General features: G+C 27.1%; 10 protein-coding genes. All 10 read left to right on the top strand.

The genetic code is table 4. From position 1 onward, the window contains the following. Positions 1–15: 15 nt before the first annotated feature. The gene (locus tag ACWXVM_RS01895) at positions 16–1,341 is read left to right on the top strand and encodes an MnuA family membrane nuclease (RefSeq protein WP_455994050.1); all 1,326 of its coding nucleotides are present in this window, start codon (positions 16–18) and stop codon (positions 1,339–1,341) included. Positions 1,342–1,453: 112 nt separating this feature from the next. After that, on the top strand, positions 1,454–3,109 hold the full coding sequence (locus ACWXVM_RS01890; RefSeq protein WP_438340519.1) for a ribonuclease J: 1,656 nt from the start codon (positions 1,454–1,456) through the stop codon (positions 3,107–3,109). 278 nt (positions 3,110–3,387) lie between these two features. Further along, positions 3,388–4,332, top strand: coding sequence for a hypothetical protein (locus ACWXVM_RS01885; protein WP_455994048.1), 945 nt, complete (start codon positions 3,388–3,390; stop codon positions 4,330–4,332). 14 nt (positions 4,333–4,346) lie between these two features. Beyond that, the gene (locus ACWXVM_RS01880) at positions 4,347–6,227 is read left to right on the top strand and encodes a hypothetical protein (RefSeq protein WP_455994046.1); all 1,881 of its coding nucleotides are present in this window, start codon (positions 4,347–4,349) and stop codon (positions 6,225–6,227) included. Between the two features lie 29 nt (positions 6,228–6,256). Continuing rightward, positions 6,257–6,922, top strand: a complete 666-nt coding sequence (locus ACWXVM_RS01875) for a LemA family protein (RefSeq protein ID WP_444704914.1) — start codon at positions 6,257–6,259, stop codon at positions 6,920–6,922. A gap of 626 nt (positions 6,923–7,548) precedes the next feature. Then, complete coding sequence (gene gyrB / locus ACWXVM_RS01870; RefSeq protein WP_438340523.1) at positions 7,549–9,516, top strand: DNA topoisomerase (ATP-hydrolyzing) subunit B; 1,968 nt, start codon at positions 7,549–7,551, stop codon at positions 9,514–9,516. A 9-nt stretch (positions 9,517–9,525) separates the two neighbouring features. Next, complete coding sequence (locus ACWXVM_RS01865) at positions 9,526–10,281, top strand: phosphotransferase family protein (RefSeq protein ID WP_455994044.1); 756 nt, start codon at positions 9,526–9,528, stop codon at positions 10,279–10,281. Positions 10,282–10,290: 9 nt separating this feature from the next. After that, positions 10,291–11,763, top strand: a complete 1,473-nt coding sequence (locus ACWXVM_RS01860; RefSeq protein WP_455994042.1) for a hypothetical protein — start codon at positions 10,291–10,293, stop codon at positions 11,761–11,763. A 20-nt stretch (positions 11,764–11,783) separates the two neighbouring features. Next, positions 11,784–12,614 (top strand): hypothetical protein, encoded by an 831-nt coding sequence (locus tag ACWXVM_RS01855; protein ID WP_455994040.1) that lies wholly within the window; start codon positions 11,784–11,786, stop codon positions 12,612–12,614. A gap of 288 nt (positions 12,615–12,902) precedes the next feature. Then, positions 12,903–17,585, top strand: a complete 4,683-nt coding sequence (locus ACWXVM_RS01850; protein ID WP_455994038.1) for a hypothetical protein — start codon at positions 12,903–12,905, stop codon at positions 17,583–17,585. Positions 17,586–17,659 lie beyond the last annotated feature (74 nt).

Raw genomic sequence — 17,659 nt, 5'->3', positions numbered from 1 at the left:
AGTAAAATTTATATTATGAAAAATAAAAGCAAAAAGATGAAAATATTATTATCACTATGTGCATCACCACTTGTGTTGTTGCCATTGATTGCTGCAAGTTGCGGTAATAAAAATAATAATGATGTTGATCATAGCAAAAAGCCAGAAGAAAAGGAAAGCCAAGAAAAAGATAATGGAAATAATGACCAGGGTTTAAAACAAAATCCTGAAAAAGAAAAAAAAGAAGAAGGAAATAAGGATACAAAGGATCCTGGCCAAGATAAGGGCGACGATAATAAAGAACAAAATAATGGATCAAGTGATTCTTCATCTACTCCACTACCAAAGAATCCTGGTGAAACTGAGCATAATAAAGATGATGAAAAGAAAGACAAAGAACCTTTGCAACCTGATCCAAGTGGCGACAATAAGGTTAAATATGGACATTGAAATATTTTAAATTTCACAGGTGATTTAACAAAACAAGAAAAGAAAACCAAAAGAATTGCTTATCTAGCAAAACAAGAAAATTTTGATGTTTTGGGCCTAACTGAGGTTGATAATGCCGATGGTGTCAAAAATATTGTTGATGAAATGAATAAATTATCAAGTTCAAATATGTATGCATACATAGCTTCAAAAAAATTGAAAGGCGATAAATTTGGACCTAATGTTGCAGAGCATGTAGCAGTTATATATAACACAAAGGAAATGGAACCAGAAGCATTCTCAAATGGCGAAATTGGTTATAGTTATACACAAGAATTCACTATTAATTCTAATAGTGAAAAGGCCCAATATGCAAGACCTCCCTATGGTATAAAATTTAAATATAAATTAAAACCAGATGTTAAACTAACTTTTGTATTCGATCATTTTGACGCTCCAGGGGTTTCTAAATCAAATAGGGCAATCGGTGAAAAAACAAAAAAAGGGGTTGGAACATTCGAATATAGAGAGGGCCAACAACTAGTTAATGTATTAGATTATTTTGATTCAATAGACGGACCTCAAAGCAATATTTTTTTTGGCGGAGACACTAATATAAAACACGGAAAACAATCATTTGTTTTTAGCACACTCAAAGAAAAATATAAGTCTGTGTTTGGTGACACTGAAAAATTCAGCACATCACTTGGTACAACCAAAAGATTCTCAGAACCATATGATAAACTTTTTTATAAAACCGATTATAAACTTGAAGAATCTGGCATCTTTGATATTTATAAAACAAAAGAGGATAGCAAACTTGTTGAAGAATTAACAAAATTGGGAATTGAAATTGGTCAAGATGAAAAAATTCGAAACGGTTCTGTGCTTTCGGATCATACTTATGTGTGGGCTGAGTTCCTAATTAAATAAAGCGTAGACCGCTTTATTTTTTTTAATTTCTTATAGAAATAAAAAAAGTTGCTAAAATTATTTTAATTAAATTCTTATAAGATTTCAATGAATAATTTTGATATGGGGGAATATGAACAAAATAAATTTTTTTGCACTAGGTGGATTGGATGAAAATGGTAAAAACTCTTATGTTTTGGAGATTAATGAAAAACTTTTTATTATTAATTCAGGAACTAAGGTGCCAATAAATTCGCATAATGGGATTGATACTTTAATTTGTAATTATGATTACCTTGTAAAGAGAGAGAAAGATATTGTTGGAGTGTTTATAACCGACGTTAAAAATGAATCATTTTCTGCTATTCCTTGATTATTAATGAGAATTCCCAACCTAAAAATTTATACAAGTCCATTTAATCGTATTGTTATTATGGATAGAATTTCAAAATACAATATCAATAATCATAGTTATGATGTAAAAACAATTAGCATGCCTATTGAATTTAATGATGTAGTTGTTACTCCTTTTGATCTAGCCGGTGGATTGATTGGACAAATAGGTTTTAACTTTGAATATAAGGATGGAAATATTCTCTTTATGGCAAATTTTGTTGATGGAGACTTGGGTCCTTATGGAAAAACTGATGTTCCTAAAATTAGACAAATTATCAATAATGGAAAGAAATTGCAGTTATTAATCTTAGATTCCGGGCATTCGAATTACCCTGGAAGAAGTATAGATAAACTTTGAATTTCAAAAAAAATTGAATATAAATTCAAGGAAACCCCTAATAACAAGAGAATAATAGTTGGTTTGTATGATGAAGATATGATAACAGCACACGAAGTTTTAGTTCTAGCCAAAAGATATAATCGTCCTGTTGTTACATATGGAAGAAATTATTCACAATTTATTAATTTAGTATCAAAAATTAATCCAGATCTTCAATTACCAGAATTCATTGATTATCGTGTTGCTAATGAAACAAAGAATGCGGTAATTCTTGTTACTGGCGCTATTGAAAGGCTATATTTAAGATTCATTAGAATCGCATCAAATAATGACGTTTATTTAAAACTTAGATCTGATGATGCAGTAATAATAATTGCGCCTCCTGTAAATGGCCTTGAAGTTAATTACGCATTGACATTAGATGAAATAGCCAGAAACACACCAAATTTAATTGAATTAAGCTCAGATCAGTATTATTCATGTAATCCTGCTAAAGAAGATATATACAATATAATCAAAACATTAAAACCAAAATATTTTATTCCTATACAAGGACTTTATCGTTATTTAGTGGTTGCATCTCATGTAGCGCGTGATGCAGGGATGAATTTTGGCAATTGTATAATTTTGCAAAATGGTAAAGTGGCAGAATTTTTAAACAATGAGCTTATATCCCAAAAACATTCTATTAAATCTGTTGGGGATACAATTATCGACGGTTTTGGCGTTGGCGATATTTCTCAGGAAGTAATTAATGAACGCGAAAATCTTTCGAGAGACGGAGTTATTGCAATAAGCACTTTAGTTGATTATAAAACCAAACAACCAATTGGTCAACTTCATATTTCTTCTTATGGGATAATCACTAAAGACAATAAAGAAACTATTACCTTAATTGTTAATGACATGGTTTCCAAAGAATTTAAGGATAAAAAGGCTAATGATATTGATTTAAAAGAAATACAGGAAAAATTACGGAAAAGTATAAAAAGAAAAATATTTAAGGTGCTATCAAAAGAACCAATGATTGTTATAACTTTATATGAAATTTAGAGGATAATATGGCATCAGAAGCAAATATTGAAAATGATACAAAACAAGAGCAAATTCCTAAAAAAATAAAAAGAAAAAAGACATATTTTTGATCCAAAGACAAACCTTTTATTTGGACTATGATATGTTTTATAGTTGTGTTTTTTACTGTTGTATCTTTTTTAAATGTTAAGGGCTTGACGACAATACATACATACACTTTTGGAATGTTTTTTGGTTTATTTTCTCCTATTTTTTTTCTATATTTGTTTTTTTTAGCAATTAAGAATATCTTTAAAATGAAAAACACATATTCTGTTGGTGTTTTCCATTTTAGCTTATGGCGGCTTTTGTTTATTTTTATTGCGCTAATTTTATTGGGTACATCAATTTATTATGCTAAATTGAAGCCGGCACCATATAATTCTAAAAATGCTTTTTTAGCAATATTTGATAAATGGTATTCTGATTTTAAGAATGAACAAAATTTATGATTGCCAAATAAATGAAATGCAGGTTTGATTAATTCATTTATATATGTAGCGATGGCTTTTCCTGGTAATAAGATTGGAATCGTTTTATCGTTTATCATTCCTATCATTATTTTGGTAATTAGCTTATGTTTCTTTTTTATTAGTGATTCAAAATTGAAGAAAATATCACCAAAAAATAAAAAGCTAAAAAGAGATATGGAAGTAAATAATCTTAATGTTAATTTGGATAAGAAAGATATTTTTTCTGAAGATAATGCCACCAGGGAGACAATACTGATTGATGATACATCAATAGTGCAAAGTCAAGAAGTATACATTCTTGATGATAACGCCTTAAGTGATTCGAGAGAGGTAACTGCTGATAGTATATGTATAATTCCAGATGAACCTGATTTTAGCACGCAGGAATTTGAAGCATCAATGTATGATGATCAAAATCGAGAAAATATTACTAATGGCTTAATTGATGAGCAAAACATTAGTACTCTAAATTCTGGTGATTTGGATATTAATCCGGCGAGCCTAAAAAAAATTGATGAGCAACAAAAAATATTGATTGATAAACAAGAAGAATCTGTTGTTTTAAAAAATGAGGAAGTTAATAAAAAAGAAAATATTTTTGATCAGGATGATCTAGGCATTGAAAAAAAGAAAGATTTTAAAATTAATAGTGCTATTAATAATAAGAAGCAATATGAAAAGCCAAAACAAAACTTTACTTTGATAAAAGATAAAGAAGATCTATTTTAAGGAATAATTAAGATATGAATGCAAGTACTTTGGAACAAAACAAATTCAAGAAAATAGACTGAAATAAAATTTTTTCCAACCAGATTAATACTTTATACGAACCATTAGCATTTAATATTAAGCCAGCTCTTGATAAAATTTTTGAGGAAGAAGTCTATAAGAATAATGAAAACGAAATTAAAATTGTTGATGAAAATATTAATAAAATAAAAGAACTAGAGCAAGAAATTATCAAGAACAAGAAGGAAAACAAAATTAATTCTAGGAAATTTGTTAATGGTTTGATAATTTTTCTTTTCTTTTTAATAATAGGTTTATTTTTTATCCGTATCTTTAATAATAATAAAAAAACTATTAAAGATTTCAAAGAATTTAAAAGTAAAAAGCTATCTATTATTCAAACAAAAATAAATGAAAATAATAGTATACTAGCAACAATTTTTAATAAGTATTCAATGTTGGAATGAAAAAATAAAGTTTTAGCACTAATGGATATTAAAAAAATATATGGAATTTGTGAAAAGGAATTTAGTCCTATTTTTAATAGAGATGACTTTTACGGTTTTAGTGCGATTGAAAAATATAAAGTTAGAAATTCTTATTTTTATGATGTTTTATATAACATTGAAGAATGACGAGATGTTGTAACGCGAGGCGTTGGATATATTACTGTTAGGACTAAGGACTCGTGAGTAGAAGAAGCTGTTTATGCCTATCATACAGAGCCTACACCATTTATAGTACCCATGCATGCCTTAAATATTCCAACAAATTATCGTCCTGATCTAAGCTTTATTGAAACTCGAGAATATTTAAACGAGAAAGAATATAATAAGCTTTTTAGAAAAGGAGAATTTTTACTCGAAAGACCGGATTTTTATCAAAATTACAATTTTAATTATGATAATCAAATTGGTTTTATAGACTATTTTAAGGTTAAAACGCAAGAAAATTTTATTAACTATGCGCAATATTTTGGTTATCCAGGACCACTATTTAGTAAGTATAAAAATAATATATTGCTTTCAAGAGTTTATAATGAGGAAAAAATCGGTTATTCCTCATTGCATAATTGGATGGGATTTTTATTTGATTTAAATAATCTGATTACTATTGGCGACATATATTCAAGAATGCTTTTAATCATTGCAAATAATTTAATACCTGTATTTAAGGCAATAACTAAGGCATACTTAAATCCAAATATTGCATCAGAAAAATATGAAAAACGGGGCGAGAGATATTTATCCGATTATGTTTATGAAGATGCTAGTGTTAGTGAGGATAAAACAGACTTTTTTAATTATTTTGATGTAATTAATAAAGCAATTACTGGAAATAAGTTTTCAATGAAAACAAAAGATAATGCTCGTGAATTATATGTTAAATATGTAGAACAAATTATTGATAGAGAATATAAGAAAGATGCTGGAATAAAGCACTCAAATGCCCTTATTTTAAAGATTAGTATTGATTCATATTGAAAAGAGCAACTTATTGATGAAGTATATAAAAGCGGGATTATTATTAAGGTGCCATTTGAAAGGTTTCATTTATTTACAGAAGAAAAATTCATTATTTGAATTCCTTCTGTTTCCTTAAATGAAGATAATGATTTTGTATCATATGGTGATCTGTTTCGAGAAAATTCAATTTCAAATTCATTTATGGAAGCAGCGAAATATACAGATAAATATTTAGCCTTTAATAAGAGCTTGCATAATAATAGAAGTGATGAACTAGATGATTGCCTTTTGTTTGTTAACAGAATAAAAAAATCGCTTATTGCTAATAAAGATTATAAAATATCAATTGATAGTAACGGTACATATATTTATATAAACGAAAAAATTAGTGAAGATGAGATAAATAAAATTTTTGCTATGTTTAGATAGTATAATTATTTAATCATAAAGGAGGCCATATGCTATTTGATTCAAGAACACCTCAATCAAATGAAGGGTTTAAGCCTAATGTTGATAATTCAATCAAAATTCCACAACCAACTAAAGGCGAAAGAACGTTATTTATAATTTTATGTATTATAACAATCGGAATAATACTATTAGTTGCCATTCGCAAAAGAAATGAACTACTTGAAAGAATGAATAGAATTCAAGAGGCATCTTCTCTTATTCAAGCAGCTGAAAAGAAAAGAAGAGCAACATTGATTAAACAACTTGATGTTGTTAAAGGATATGCCGAATATGAACAATCAACTCAGAAAGAAATAATTAAACTACGTTCACAACTAGTTGACATAGAGGGAGAAAAAGACGTTGCAAAAGTATCAGATACGTTAAATTCAGTTCAAAGAGCAATTAATATTCAAATTGAACAATATCCAAATCTAAAAGCTGATAGATCATATCTTCAATTTCAAACCGAAATTGCTATTCAAGAAGATGAAATTTATGCAACTATTAGAAACTATAATGCTCAAGCAAGAAGTTTTAATGCTGAGATTTATAAATTTTGAACAAACATTGTTGCTAATAAGAACAATATTTATAACCAACCACTATTTCAAGCCAGTGAAGTAGAAAGACAAGATGTTGATACTAGCAGTTTAACAGGCGCATTTAAATAATAAAAATATCAAAACAAATCAAACACGGTCAAAAAATCCAGACACACTTGTGCCTGGATTTTTTTAAATTAAATTTAATCATGTGCGATAGCCAAATATAAAAGAACAAATTAGATCTTTTTAAACAAATAAGGGATTGCGCCCATGGCATTTAAAAGCAGTATTTAAAAGAAGCTAGCAGCTTTAAAATATAAAAAAATATGTAAAAAATATATATTTTAGCAAAAGGTAATTTAATATAAAAAGTGGCAAAGTCCTAAAAAAGGAACTGGTTTCGATAAGGTCAAGAACTAAAAAATAATAACAATTTACGAAAAGTAGGAGAATAAAAGGATTTAAATTTTTCACTTGTTGATTATGTAAAGATAGAGATATGTTAAATATTGTAGTTATTGATGTTTTTGTATATTAGAATACTAAAAAATATATTAATAAAGTTGTGTTTATTTGCATTTTATTCCTTAAAATGAAAAGAAAAATATCATTTGTTAGGCAGAACAACATATTAATTAGAAAATTTTACATTTATTAATATTAACCATGCTTACATAAAACCATTTTTTCATGACTTTTTGATATAATTTATTTATTATAATTGCAAAGCAATTATATTGTAAGGAGAAAAAATGCCTGAGGAAAAAAAATATGTTGCTAGTGATATTCAAGTTCTTGAAGGGTTAGATCCTGTACGTGTTAGACCAGGAATGTATATTGGCTCAACCGGCTATCGAGGAATTCATCATCTTATTTGAGAAATTTTAGATAACTCGGTTGATGAGGCGATGGCTGGTTATGCTACTGAGATAAGCGTTACCTTGCATAAGGATAATTTTATTGAGATTGAGGATAATGGACGTGGCATGCCTGTCGACATCCATCCTTCAACACAAAAATCTGCTGTTGAAACAATCTTAACAGTTTTGCATGCTGGCGGAAAGTTTGACTCAAGCAACTATAAAGTTAGTGGTGGGTTACACGGTGTTGGAGCCTCTGTGGTTAATGCCTTAAGTGATTCTTTTGAAGTTTGAGTAAAAAGAGCAGGTAAATTACATTATCAAAAATATGAAAATGGTGGAAAACCCATTGATGATTTAAGAGTTATTGGTGAAGTTCCTATCGGTGAAACTGGCACAAGAATTAAATTCCATCCTGATTATACAGTTATGGATAAAATAGATTTTGATTTTAGTACTATTAGCGATCATATTAAGCAGGTGGCTTATTTGAATAAGAGCCTTATGTTTAACCTAATTGATTTAACAAAAGATACTAAAAAAACTTTTTGTTTTGATGGGGGTATTGTTGACTACGTCAAAGAACTTAATAAAGGTAAAAAGACTATAAACCCAGAAGTTATTTATGCCTTAGGCACATTTAGTGATGTTGACAAACCAACTGAGGAGCAGATTGCTAATAACAAACCGCCTAAGCAAGTTGAAATTTTAGTAGAGGTTGCTTTTCAATATAATGAAGCCTATCAATCAACAGTTATTTCATATGCTAATAATATTCAAACTACTGAGGGTGGGACACATGAAAATGGGTTCTATGATTCTATAGTAAGAATCTTTAATAAATATGCTGAGGAAAATAGATTGTTTAAGGGAAATGAAAAAATAAGCAAAGAGGATTCTAAAGAAGGACTTATTGCAGTTATTTCTATTAAGCATAGTGATCCTGTTTTTGATGGTCAAACAAAATCAAAATTCGGCTCAGCAAATGCACGTTATGCAACGAATAAAGTCGTTTCAGAGTCTTTAGAAAGATATTTAGCTGAAAATCCTAATATTGCTAAAAATATTATTAACAAATGTTTGCAATCACAACGTGCTAGATTAGCTGCTAATGCTGCCAAGGAAGCTTCAAGAAAAAAAGATGGGTTGGAATTTAGCGGTCTTCCTGGGAAACTTGCCGACTGTTCATCTAAGAATGCGGAAATAAGAGAATTATTTATTGTCGAAGGGAATTCTGCTGGTGGCTCAGCGAAAGGCGGAAGGGATAGATCTATTCAAGCTATACTGCCTTTAAGAGGGAAGGTAATTAATGCTGAAAAAAATGATAAGGTTAAATTTTTATCAAATCAAGAAATTCAGACCATTATTCATGCTTTAGGTACTGGTATTGGACATGATTTTAATATTAATAAACTAAAATATCACAAAATTATTATTATGACTGACGCTGACGTTGATGGTGCTCATATTTCAACATTGCTTTTAACCTTCTTTTATCGTTATTTAAAACCGCTGATTGAATATGGTTTTGTATATATAGCCTTACCTCCACTATATAAAATAGTTGCAGGAAAGAGAGTTGAATACGCCTACAACGATGCTCAAAAAGAAGAAATATTAAGCAAATTTGATGATAGAAAAGCTATCTCTATACAACGTTATAAAGGGCTTGGAGAAATGGATGCTGAACAATTGTGAGAAACCACTATGAATCCTGATGCTAGAAAAATGCTTCAGGTACAAATTAATGATGTAGCTGTTTGCGACCGCGTATTTACAACACTAATGGGTGAAGAAGTTGAACCAAGACATGACTTTATTGAAGAAAATGCTAAATATGTATCTAATATTGATTTTTAAGGAATAAGAATGAAGTTAGTTAAAAATCAAGGATATACCAACACCACATATTTTGATGAAGAAAATAAACAATTCATTAAAATAAAAAAGTTTGATTCTTTCAACCATAAGACACCTAATAGTATTTTAAATTGTTTTAGTTTTGTTCCTAAAACAATATCCGAAGATGAAACCATGGTTATTAATGAATGAATTCCAGGAGATATTCTAAATCCAAATACATTAACAAATGAACAATTAAAAGAGATAGGTAATAAATTGATTACTCTTCATAATTCGAAATTAAAGTTTTATAAGGAAAATCAAATAGCTAGAAGGTTTAAGGTTTATCGCGAAACAATATCTAAGTTAGGTCGTAAAATTCCAATTTTAGACAAACATTACAAAAAAATTAACTTATTTTTAAAAAATATTGATAATTCAGCTCCTGTTCATAATGATTTATGATTATTTAACTTTATCGACAATGAAAAAGGGATATTTATAACAGATTGAGAGTATGCAACAATGGGCGATGTACATTTTGATTTAGCATATTTTATTGAATCATCAAATCTTAGCAAGGAACAGGAAAAAATATTTTTGGATGCTTATGGAGATGATTTTGAACATAAATATTTACTTGCTCATAAAATTATAGTTAATGCATTAATTGTTTTATGAATAAATAAACATGAAATAAAACCATTTGATGACAAACTTTATCTAGATAGGGTTGATAAGTTAATAGTTGAATATGATAAAGAATATAAGGCAAATTTATAAAGAAGATCTATGTATTTAGAAGAAAAAAACAATCATATTATTGATAATTCACATTTGTTTGAAATTGAAAGAATGTTTGAAATGATTAGAACTACTTTTGATGAAGAAGTTGCAAAGAGAATTTCTCATGTCCGTTTTTATCGTCATGAATTAAATAAGACATACTTTATTGCTAAGTATAATAATCTTTGAGTACAAATAAGAATACCTAAACATAAATTTGATGCTGAATGTGAGAATGAATTTATTGTTATTAAACATTTTAAGGATTATATTTTTGCTAAAGACGGAATATATATAAAAAAATGATTTTCGGGCGAAGATTTATTTCATATAAAATTTAAAAAGGTCACTATTTATTCAATATTTAATTGTGTAAAGAGTTTTCATGAGTGTAATATTGAGGTGCAAAAATTTAATTGAAATAAGTTTATTATTCAAGACAAAAAATATCATGAATTGCTTCATAAGTACAAAAATGAAGAACAGGTTTTGAGCCATAACAATATCCAAAAACATAATATTATAGTTAACAAGTATAACTTTGTTAAGTTGGTGGATATGGATAGTGTATCTCTTAACTCCCCATATTTTGATTTTGTACTACTGCACATTAACATTGGAATTGATAAAAAAATGATTATTGACTATTTTAATTTAGACAAGGATGTTTTTGATGATTACATATATTTGGTTAATACATACCGCGAGGCAGAATATAAGAGTGATTATCGTTATTTAACAATTAATAAGGATATAATTCCTGAGTCCCTAAATGTATATAAAACTAGAACCTCAATAATTAACAACAAATTTATTGTGCATAAGCACCACAATCAATTTGATAACCGTCTTAAAATTAAGACAATTGAAGATTTTTATTTTGTTCCAACTTTTATTTATGAAGATGAGAATAAAATTATTTGAAGATGGCTAACTAGAAAGGATAAATTTCAATTAACTCATAGAACTATTAAGATATTGGCTAAAATTATGAGAACCTATCACGATTCAAATGTTCAATTCCCTAACTACATATTGTATGAAAAAATAAAGTGATATTTGGATAATGTAAATAAAAAAGATTTAGTTATTGAAATTGGTAGTAATGATCTCATCTCTCAAATTGTAAATTGAATAAAAGAAATTGAGATTGATGCAAATTGTCATAATAATCTTAATTTTGAAAATATTTTATGAGATGATAATCAAGGTATTTATGTGATTGACTGATCAATTGCTTATCGCAGTTCTAGATATTTAGATATTGCATTTATGTTTGAAAATTTAAAAGTTAATAAAAATATCGAGGAACAATTTTGGCGATCATATAATAAACATAAACCACTAGATTTTTATAGATATCGTATTATGGCATTATTTGTTCATTATTTGCAAAATAAGGTTTTAAATAATGATGATAAATTAGTTAGAAATATAGCTAATAGAATTAAAGAAATTTTAATTGAAGATAAGAGCTAAAACATATATAGGAGTAGTTAATGAGAAAGAATAACAAAAAAATCGAGTCTAAAGGTGATATGAATAATTCTTTATCGGCAAAACCTAAAAAGAATATTAAAAAACTATTGACAACTATTTTTATGTATTCTGGAATAATTGCATCAATTGGTGTAATTTCTGGTGTTTCGATATTTTATTCAACAAATCAGTCGAGAAGTGTAAATTACTTATATGATAGCGAACGTGATGTTAAATTCGAAAAGAGCAAAAAATCTGAAAACAACACAATTTCAACATTTGTGCTTGAAAAGGAAATACCAGCAAGCGAATTGTTTGATTTGGACAAGAAGGTTGAAATATCGAATCAAAATGGAGAATATGGAGTTCATCTTTTGACAAACTACTCGTTTTATAAGACTGGCTATAATTTAGATAGTTATTTTGATAATAAGAAATTTGTGTTTGCTTTAGATAAAAATTCCGATAAGGAAATTTCAGTGGTAAAGCTGCAAGACGAGTTTAAAAAATTTAAAGATAAAAATAAATATGACATTGATTTTAAATATTTTATTCAACAATTAACTAGTTTAAAGCTAGCTGTTTCATATTATTTTACTATGAACAATAAAACATTTTTTATTGAAAATAAGAAGAATGTTACTGGTTTTGAAATAAAGACATTATTTTCTAAAATACACGAATACTTTAGAAATGTTGTGGCAAAAAAAGAAATTAAGAATGAAGACTTTATTTTCAAAATAAAGGTTATCAATAAAAACGGAATAATAGATAAGGTGAAATTTTTAGTGAAATTTTCATTTGAAACAATAGAATCTAAAAACGATTCGAAGCAAGAAAAAAAGAATTAAAAAGCAAGGCAAATATACCAAAACAATCTTAGCATGTAAACAAAAAACCTCTTAATTAAGATGGTTTTTTGTTTATCATTTCTAAAATTTTATTTTTTTATAAATGAAAATATAGTGCTTATTTTTTGATGTCTATGCTATATAAATAATAAAATGTTCATAAAAAGAATAAAAACCAAAAAATATGTTTTTTGTTGTTTTTGCTGATTTTTATCATAAAAAAGTTTTTATCTAAGCAATATACATATATATATATATATAATACTTAGTATATTATAGAGGTGATATATGGCTAAAAATTTGAATAAAAAGAGACGTAATGTATTATATACAATGGCTGGATCGGCAACATTAATGACTGCCGGGACGTGAACATATATTCTTTTGGATTCACATTTAAAAAATCAATTGGATTTAAAACAAAACTATTTTTACTTAAAGGATATATTAAAAAAACAATCCGATTCTTTATATAATGATAGCTCTCTTAAAATTGAAGTGCAAGCATTTCTAAAAAATGCTTATTTCAATAAGTATACAAAACAAAATCAAGAAAAGATTGCTTTACTGATTAATAAGGTAATAGCAGAAAACAAAAAGGATATAGAAGAAATAAAAAATCTTGCTGATAACATAGTTTCAAAATCTCTTAAAAATATTGAAAAAAATAAAGCAGATGAAATTAATTCATTAGAACAAAAAATCTACACAAAGAAAGAAGTTGTGGACTTTATAAAATATGAAAATGAAATTATTTTGTTAATTAAGAAGGTTGTTCTAATCGATAAAAATAAAGCTAAAGAATTTTATATAGAACTAGATAAAGTAGCAAATAATGAAGATTTAGCTAGACTAAAATCTAATATTTTGTTATATCTTGCTAAACGCGGTGAGCGGGGAACGTTTGAAAAAATTAAGGAAGATTTAATTAAAGAAATAACGAAAAATTCTAATTTTAGTAGCGAAGAAAAGGCAGACTTAATTAATAAAATCAAGGATACAAAATCATTAAATTACATCGAACTTATTAAACAAAAAATAGCCACACTGGATACTCTTTCAGCCTTGTCTTACGGATTGGAAAGAAATAATTTGGTTAAAAAAGCAAAGGATTCAACGACAATTGAACAGCTTAACGATATCAATAACAAGATTGAAAAAATATTGAATTATAAAAAGAAAAAACTTTTGGACCTTGTATCAAAATTGATTGTCACAAGAACGAAAAACTATTTTTATAACAAGCAAAATAAGGCAATAAATCAAAATGAAATTGAAGCCTTAATTAAGACCGTAGAAAATGAAATATTTTTTGAAAAAGTGTTTAATACATTTGATAGAGCAAAGAAAATTAATAAAAATGAAGCTCAATTTTTGTTATCAAGAGTATCCGATCAATATATAAAAAAAATGTATGGAGCCTTGTTAAAAAGTGATAATTTTGATCTTAAACAAATAACGGATATTAAAGATAAATTCTTTCAGACTTTAGAGTTTGAAAATAAAGCTAATTTTATCAAAATAATTAATAGTTCCTTGATACAGAAAATTAATGATAGTTCAATTTTATCTCCTATGATCGAAGAATTAGTTAATAAGGTAAACAATTTAGATAATAAAAATTTAGATGAAGTTATGGTTGAAGTAAACGATACAATAGCTCTTTTTATTTTGCAAGCAGAAGCTAAGGATTTGATTAAAAGACTAAATATTTCAAATTTCAAGACTGCTATAGAAGAAAAATTAAATACCGAAATTCATAATCCTTCACAAATTTTTGATGTTATTAATCAAATAAATACTTATATTAAGGATTTTAAGGATCATGTTCAACATAAGGCCGATAAAATAGAAAATTCAACAACAAGGGATAAATTTAATAGTGAATTAATTAAAGCAGAAACAGAGAATGAAATCAAAAAGATAGAAAAAGATATTGATGCATTATTAGCAAACACAGAAGATTTGAGAAAAGTTGCTTCAGAAATAGTTATGCGTCTTGCACAAAGTGACAAAAAGTCTAATTTCGAATCTATAATTGCTAATAAATCAAGCACTGAAAATGACCTGCGTAACATTATAACCGAGGCCCAATCTATATTAGAAAAGGCAAAGAATGAAGCATTAATGAATGTTTCAAAATCATATAATTCTTCACAATATCATGTTTTTAAAGAGAAAATTAATGCTGAAAATACTACGCAGGATGAGTATAAAAATATTGAAATTGAAGCATTGAAATTATTTAATGATATGAAAAAGCATCTAATAAATGAACTTGGCTCATTAAGTTTTAGTATGCAATTAGGCGATTCGATAAATGATGAAATAAATGAAGCCACGAATATTTATCAGCTAAATGTTATACTAGAAAAAATCAAAGCATATTTGATTAACAATAAAATTAAAGATGTTGGCCAACGCGAAAAACAAAATGATTTAGTCAAGAAAATTAATAAAGCCTTAGATATCGCATTGGATGAAATAAAGAAAATTATTGTTGACTCAGAGCTTATTATTGCTTTGGAAGCAGGGGACGAGATTGAAATTATTAAATCTGAGATTAATAGGCTTCCTTATCCTTCTGGTAAAGATGCTCCTGCAATAAAAGAAATGATTAATGAGATAAATAATATTGAAAATGATTCTACATTAGGTCAAAATCAAAAATTAGAAAAAATTAAAAATATAGCTTCAATAATTAATAGTTTAGCTAATAAAATAAATCGCTATAAGGATGATATTAAAAAAGTAAATCCGCAAAAACAGACACGTTTAAACAATAAACTTGATAACTCTAATTTTTTACCTCCAAATAATAATGAATTTGATGAACTTAAAAGAATAATTCAAGATGCTAAAAATGAGGATAAAAATGAGGCAATTGCCGAAATAGAAAAACTTAATTTATTGACATCTGATCAATCCAAAGAGTTTAAAGAAAAAATAAATGATAGTACTTTTAAAACATATGATGAAATTCAAAAAGTAGTAATAAACGCTAAGTTGCAAAATCAAAAAAATAAATTAATTAACGAGGTCAAGAAATTTGAATATCCGCATAAGGATAAAGCCCCAGCAGTTCTTGAAATAATTTCTCAAATTGAAGCCTTACAAGATTCGCAACAAGTAACCAATTACCAATCCATAATCAAAAAAATAAAAAGAAATATTGCTATTGTTAATACAAAACTATCTAATTTGCTAGTAATTTCTAATGAAATAAAAGAAAAATTTGATGAAGCAAATACAGATGAAGAATTTGATAATTTAAATACTTTGGTTCAAAATGTACTTGATAACCAATCAAATAAATTAGCGCTTGATAATAAGGTAGAATCTCTCCCATATCCAAAAAGCGATGGCGTTTTTAACATTTGAAGCAATGATGCCCCAGCTATTTCCAAGATTAAAAGTTATTATACTGATTCGAATGGTGTTGGAATTTCTGAAAAAATTACTGAAATAGATAACAAAATCATTAATATAACAATTAACATTGAATCAAGTAAACAAGCTATTAATAAAATATCAAAAAAGAATCAATTAGAACTTTGGAGCAAATTAAGAGATTCTTACACCGATCAAGAATTTAATGAATTAATTAAAAAGATTGCTAATGCACATGCTAGCGATGTGGTCGAGGCGAGGGCAGAAATAACTAAGTTAACCAATTTAAGCCAAGAATTAGTTAGTGCATTTAATGCTAGAATAGAGGCTAATGATGACTATGAAAATATAAAAAAGATAGTCAATGAGGCAAGGTTAAAAGATAAAAAAGAAGAAATTAAGAAACTAATTTCAATGAGCGACTATGTTAATGATAGTAATTTAGATGTATCGATTAAAAATAATTTTAATACAACAAAAGCTCAATTCGATAATGTTATTGATCAAATAGTTATTGATGATAATTCTTATAATCAAATTAAGGAGCAAACTAAAGATTTTGTTGCCGAACTTCATAAGGCTAGAGACTTAATTGATTCTTTAAGTTTGCAAGATGTTATTGATGTAAATAATGTTAAATTTGAACTTAAAAAGTTAATTACCACAATAATTAATAAAAGTGATCTTAAAAAAGTTGAGGTCGAGATTGCTAAATATAAATTAAAAAAACAAATTTTAGAACTTGATTATTATAAGGATACTCCTCAGCCAGCCCCTGCAACTATCATATTGAATTCGAAGATTGATTTAGCTAAAAATAGTAATGAAATTGAAGTACTAGAAAACCTGATTAAATCAATTCCAGAAAAAATTAAAAGAGCAAAGGAAGCAATTGATAGTTTAGATAAAAGCCCATTAAAAAATAATATAGCACAAAGAAAACAAGCTTTAAAGGAGGAATTAAATAGATCTGTTGATAAAAATAACTTTGATAATTTGTTGAAAAACATTAATGCAGCAAAAAATGAAAATGAGTCTCAATATCGTCAATCTCGGAAACAAAATTTAATTGAAAAAGCTAAAGGATTAGAATACCCATCAGTTAAATCAGAACAATCTGAAGCAATTACTTCAATTATTAAAAAGATTGAAGTTGATTTTAGTACTATGTCTAATGATACAAATTTATTAAATAATAAATGAGCACGAGAACTGGAAGAAATTGAGAAAAATATTTTTAATTCTAAAGGAATTTTGGGAAAAATAAATCCTAAGCATTTAGATAATTTAAATATAGAATTCAATAAGGCTGATGAATCAAATAAATTTGAAATATTTAACAAAAAAATTAATCAAGCATTACAAGAAGATAAACAAGAAATAATACAAAAAATCAAAGCTTTATCTAATCTCGATATGACAACAAAATCTTCTGAATTAATCAAAAAATTAGATAACAAATCATACAATGAAATGGTTGCGGTTTTGAATGAAGCCTACAAAATTGATCTTATTGCTAAGATTGACAAATTACCTTATCCTTTAAGTAACGCCAAAGCTAAAATTATTTTAAAATCATAACTAAACAATATAATAAATGAAAATAGTTATTACTTAAAATTAAAGGAACTTAGCGAACTAGAAGTAGCCATTAA

It is taken from the genome of Mycoplasma sp. 2261, assembly GCF_053851575.1.
This window is presented reverse-complemented; position numbering and strand designations above follow the sequence as displayed.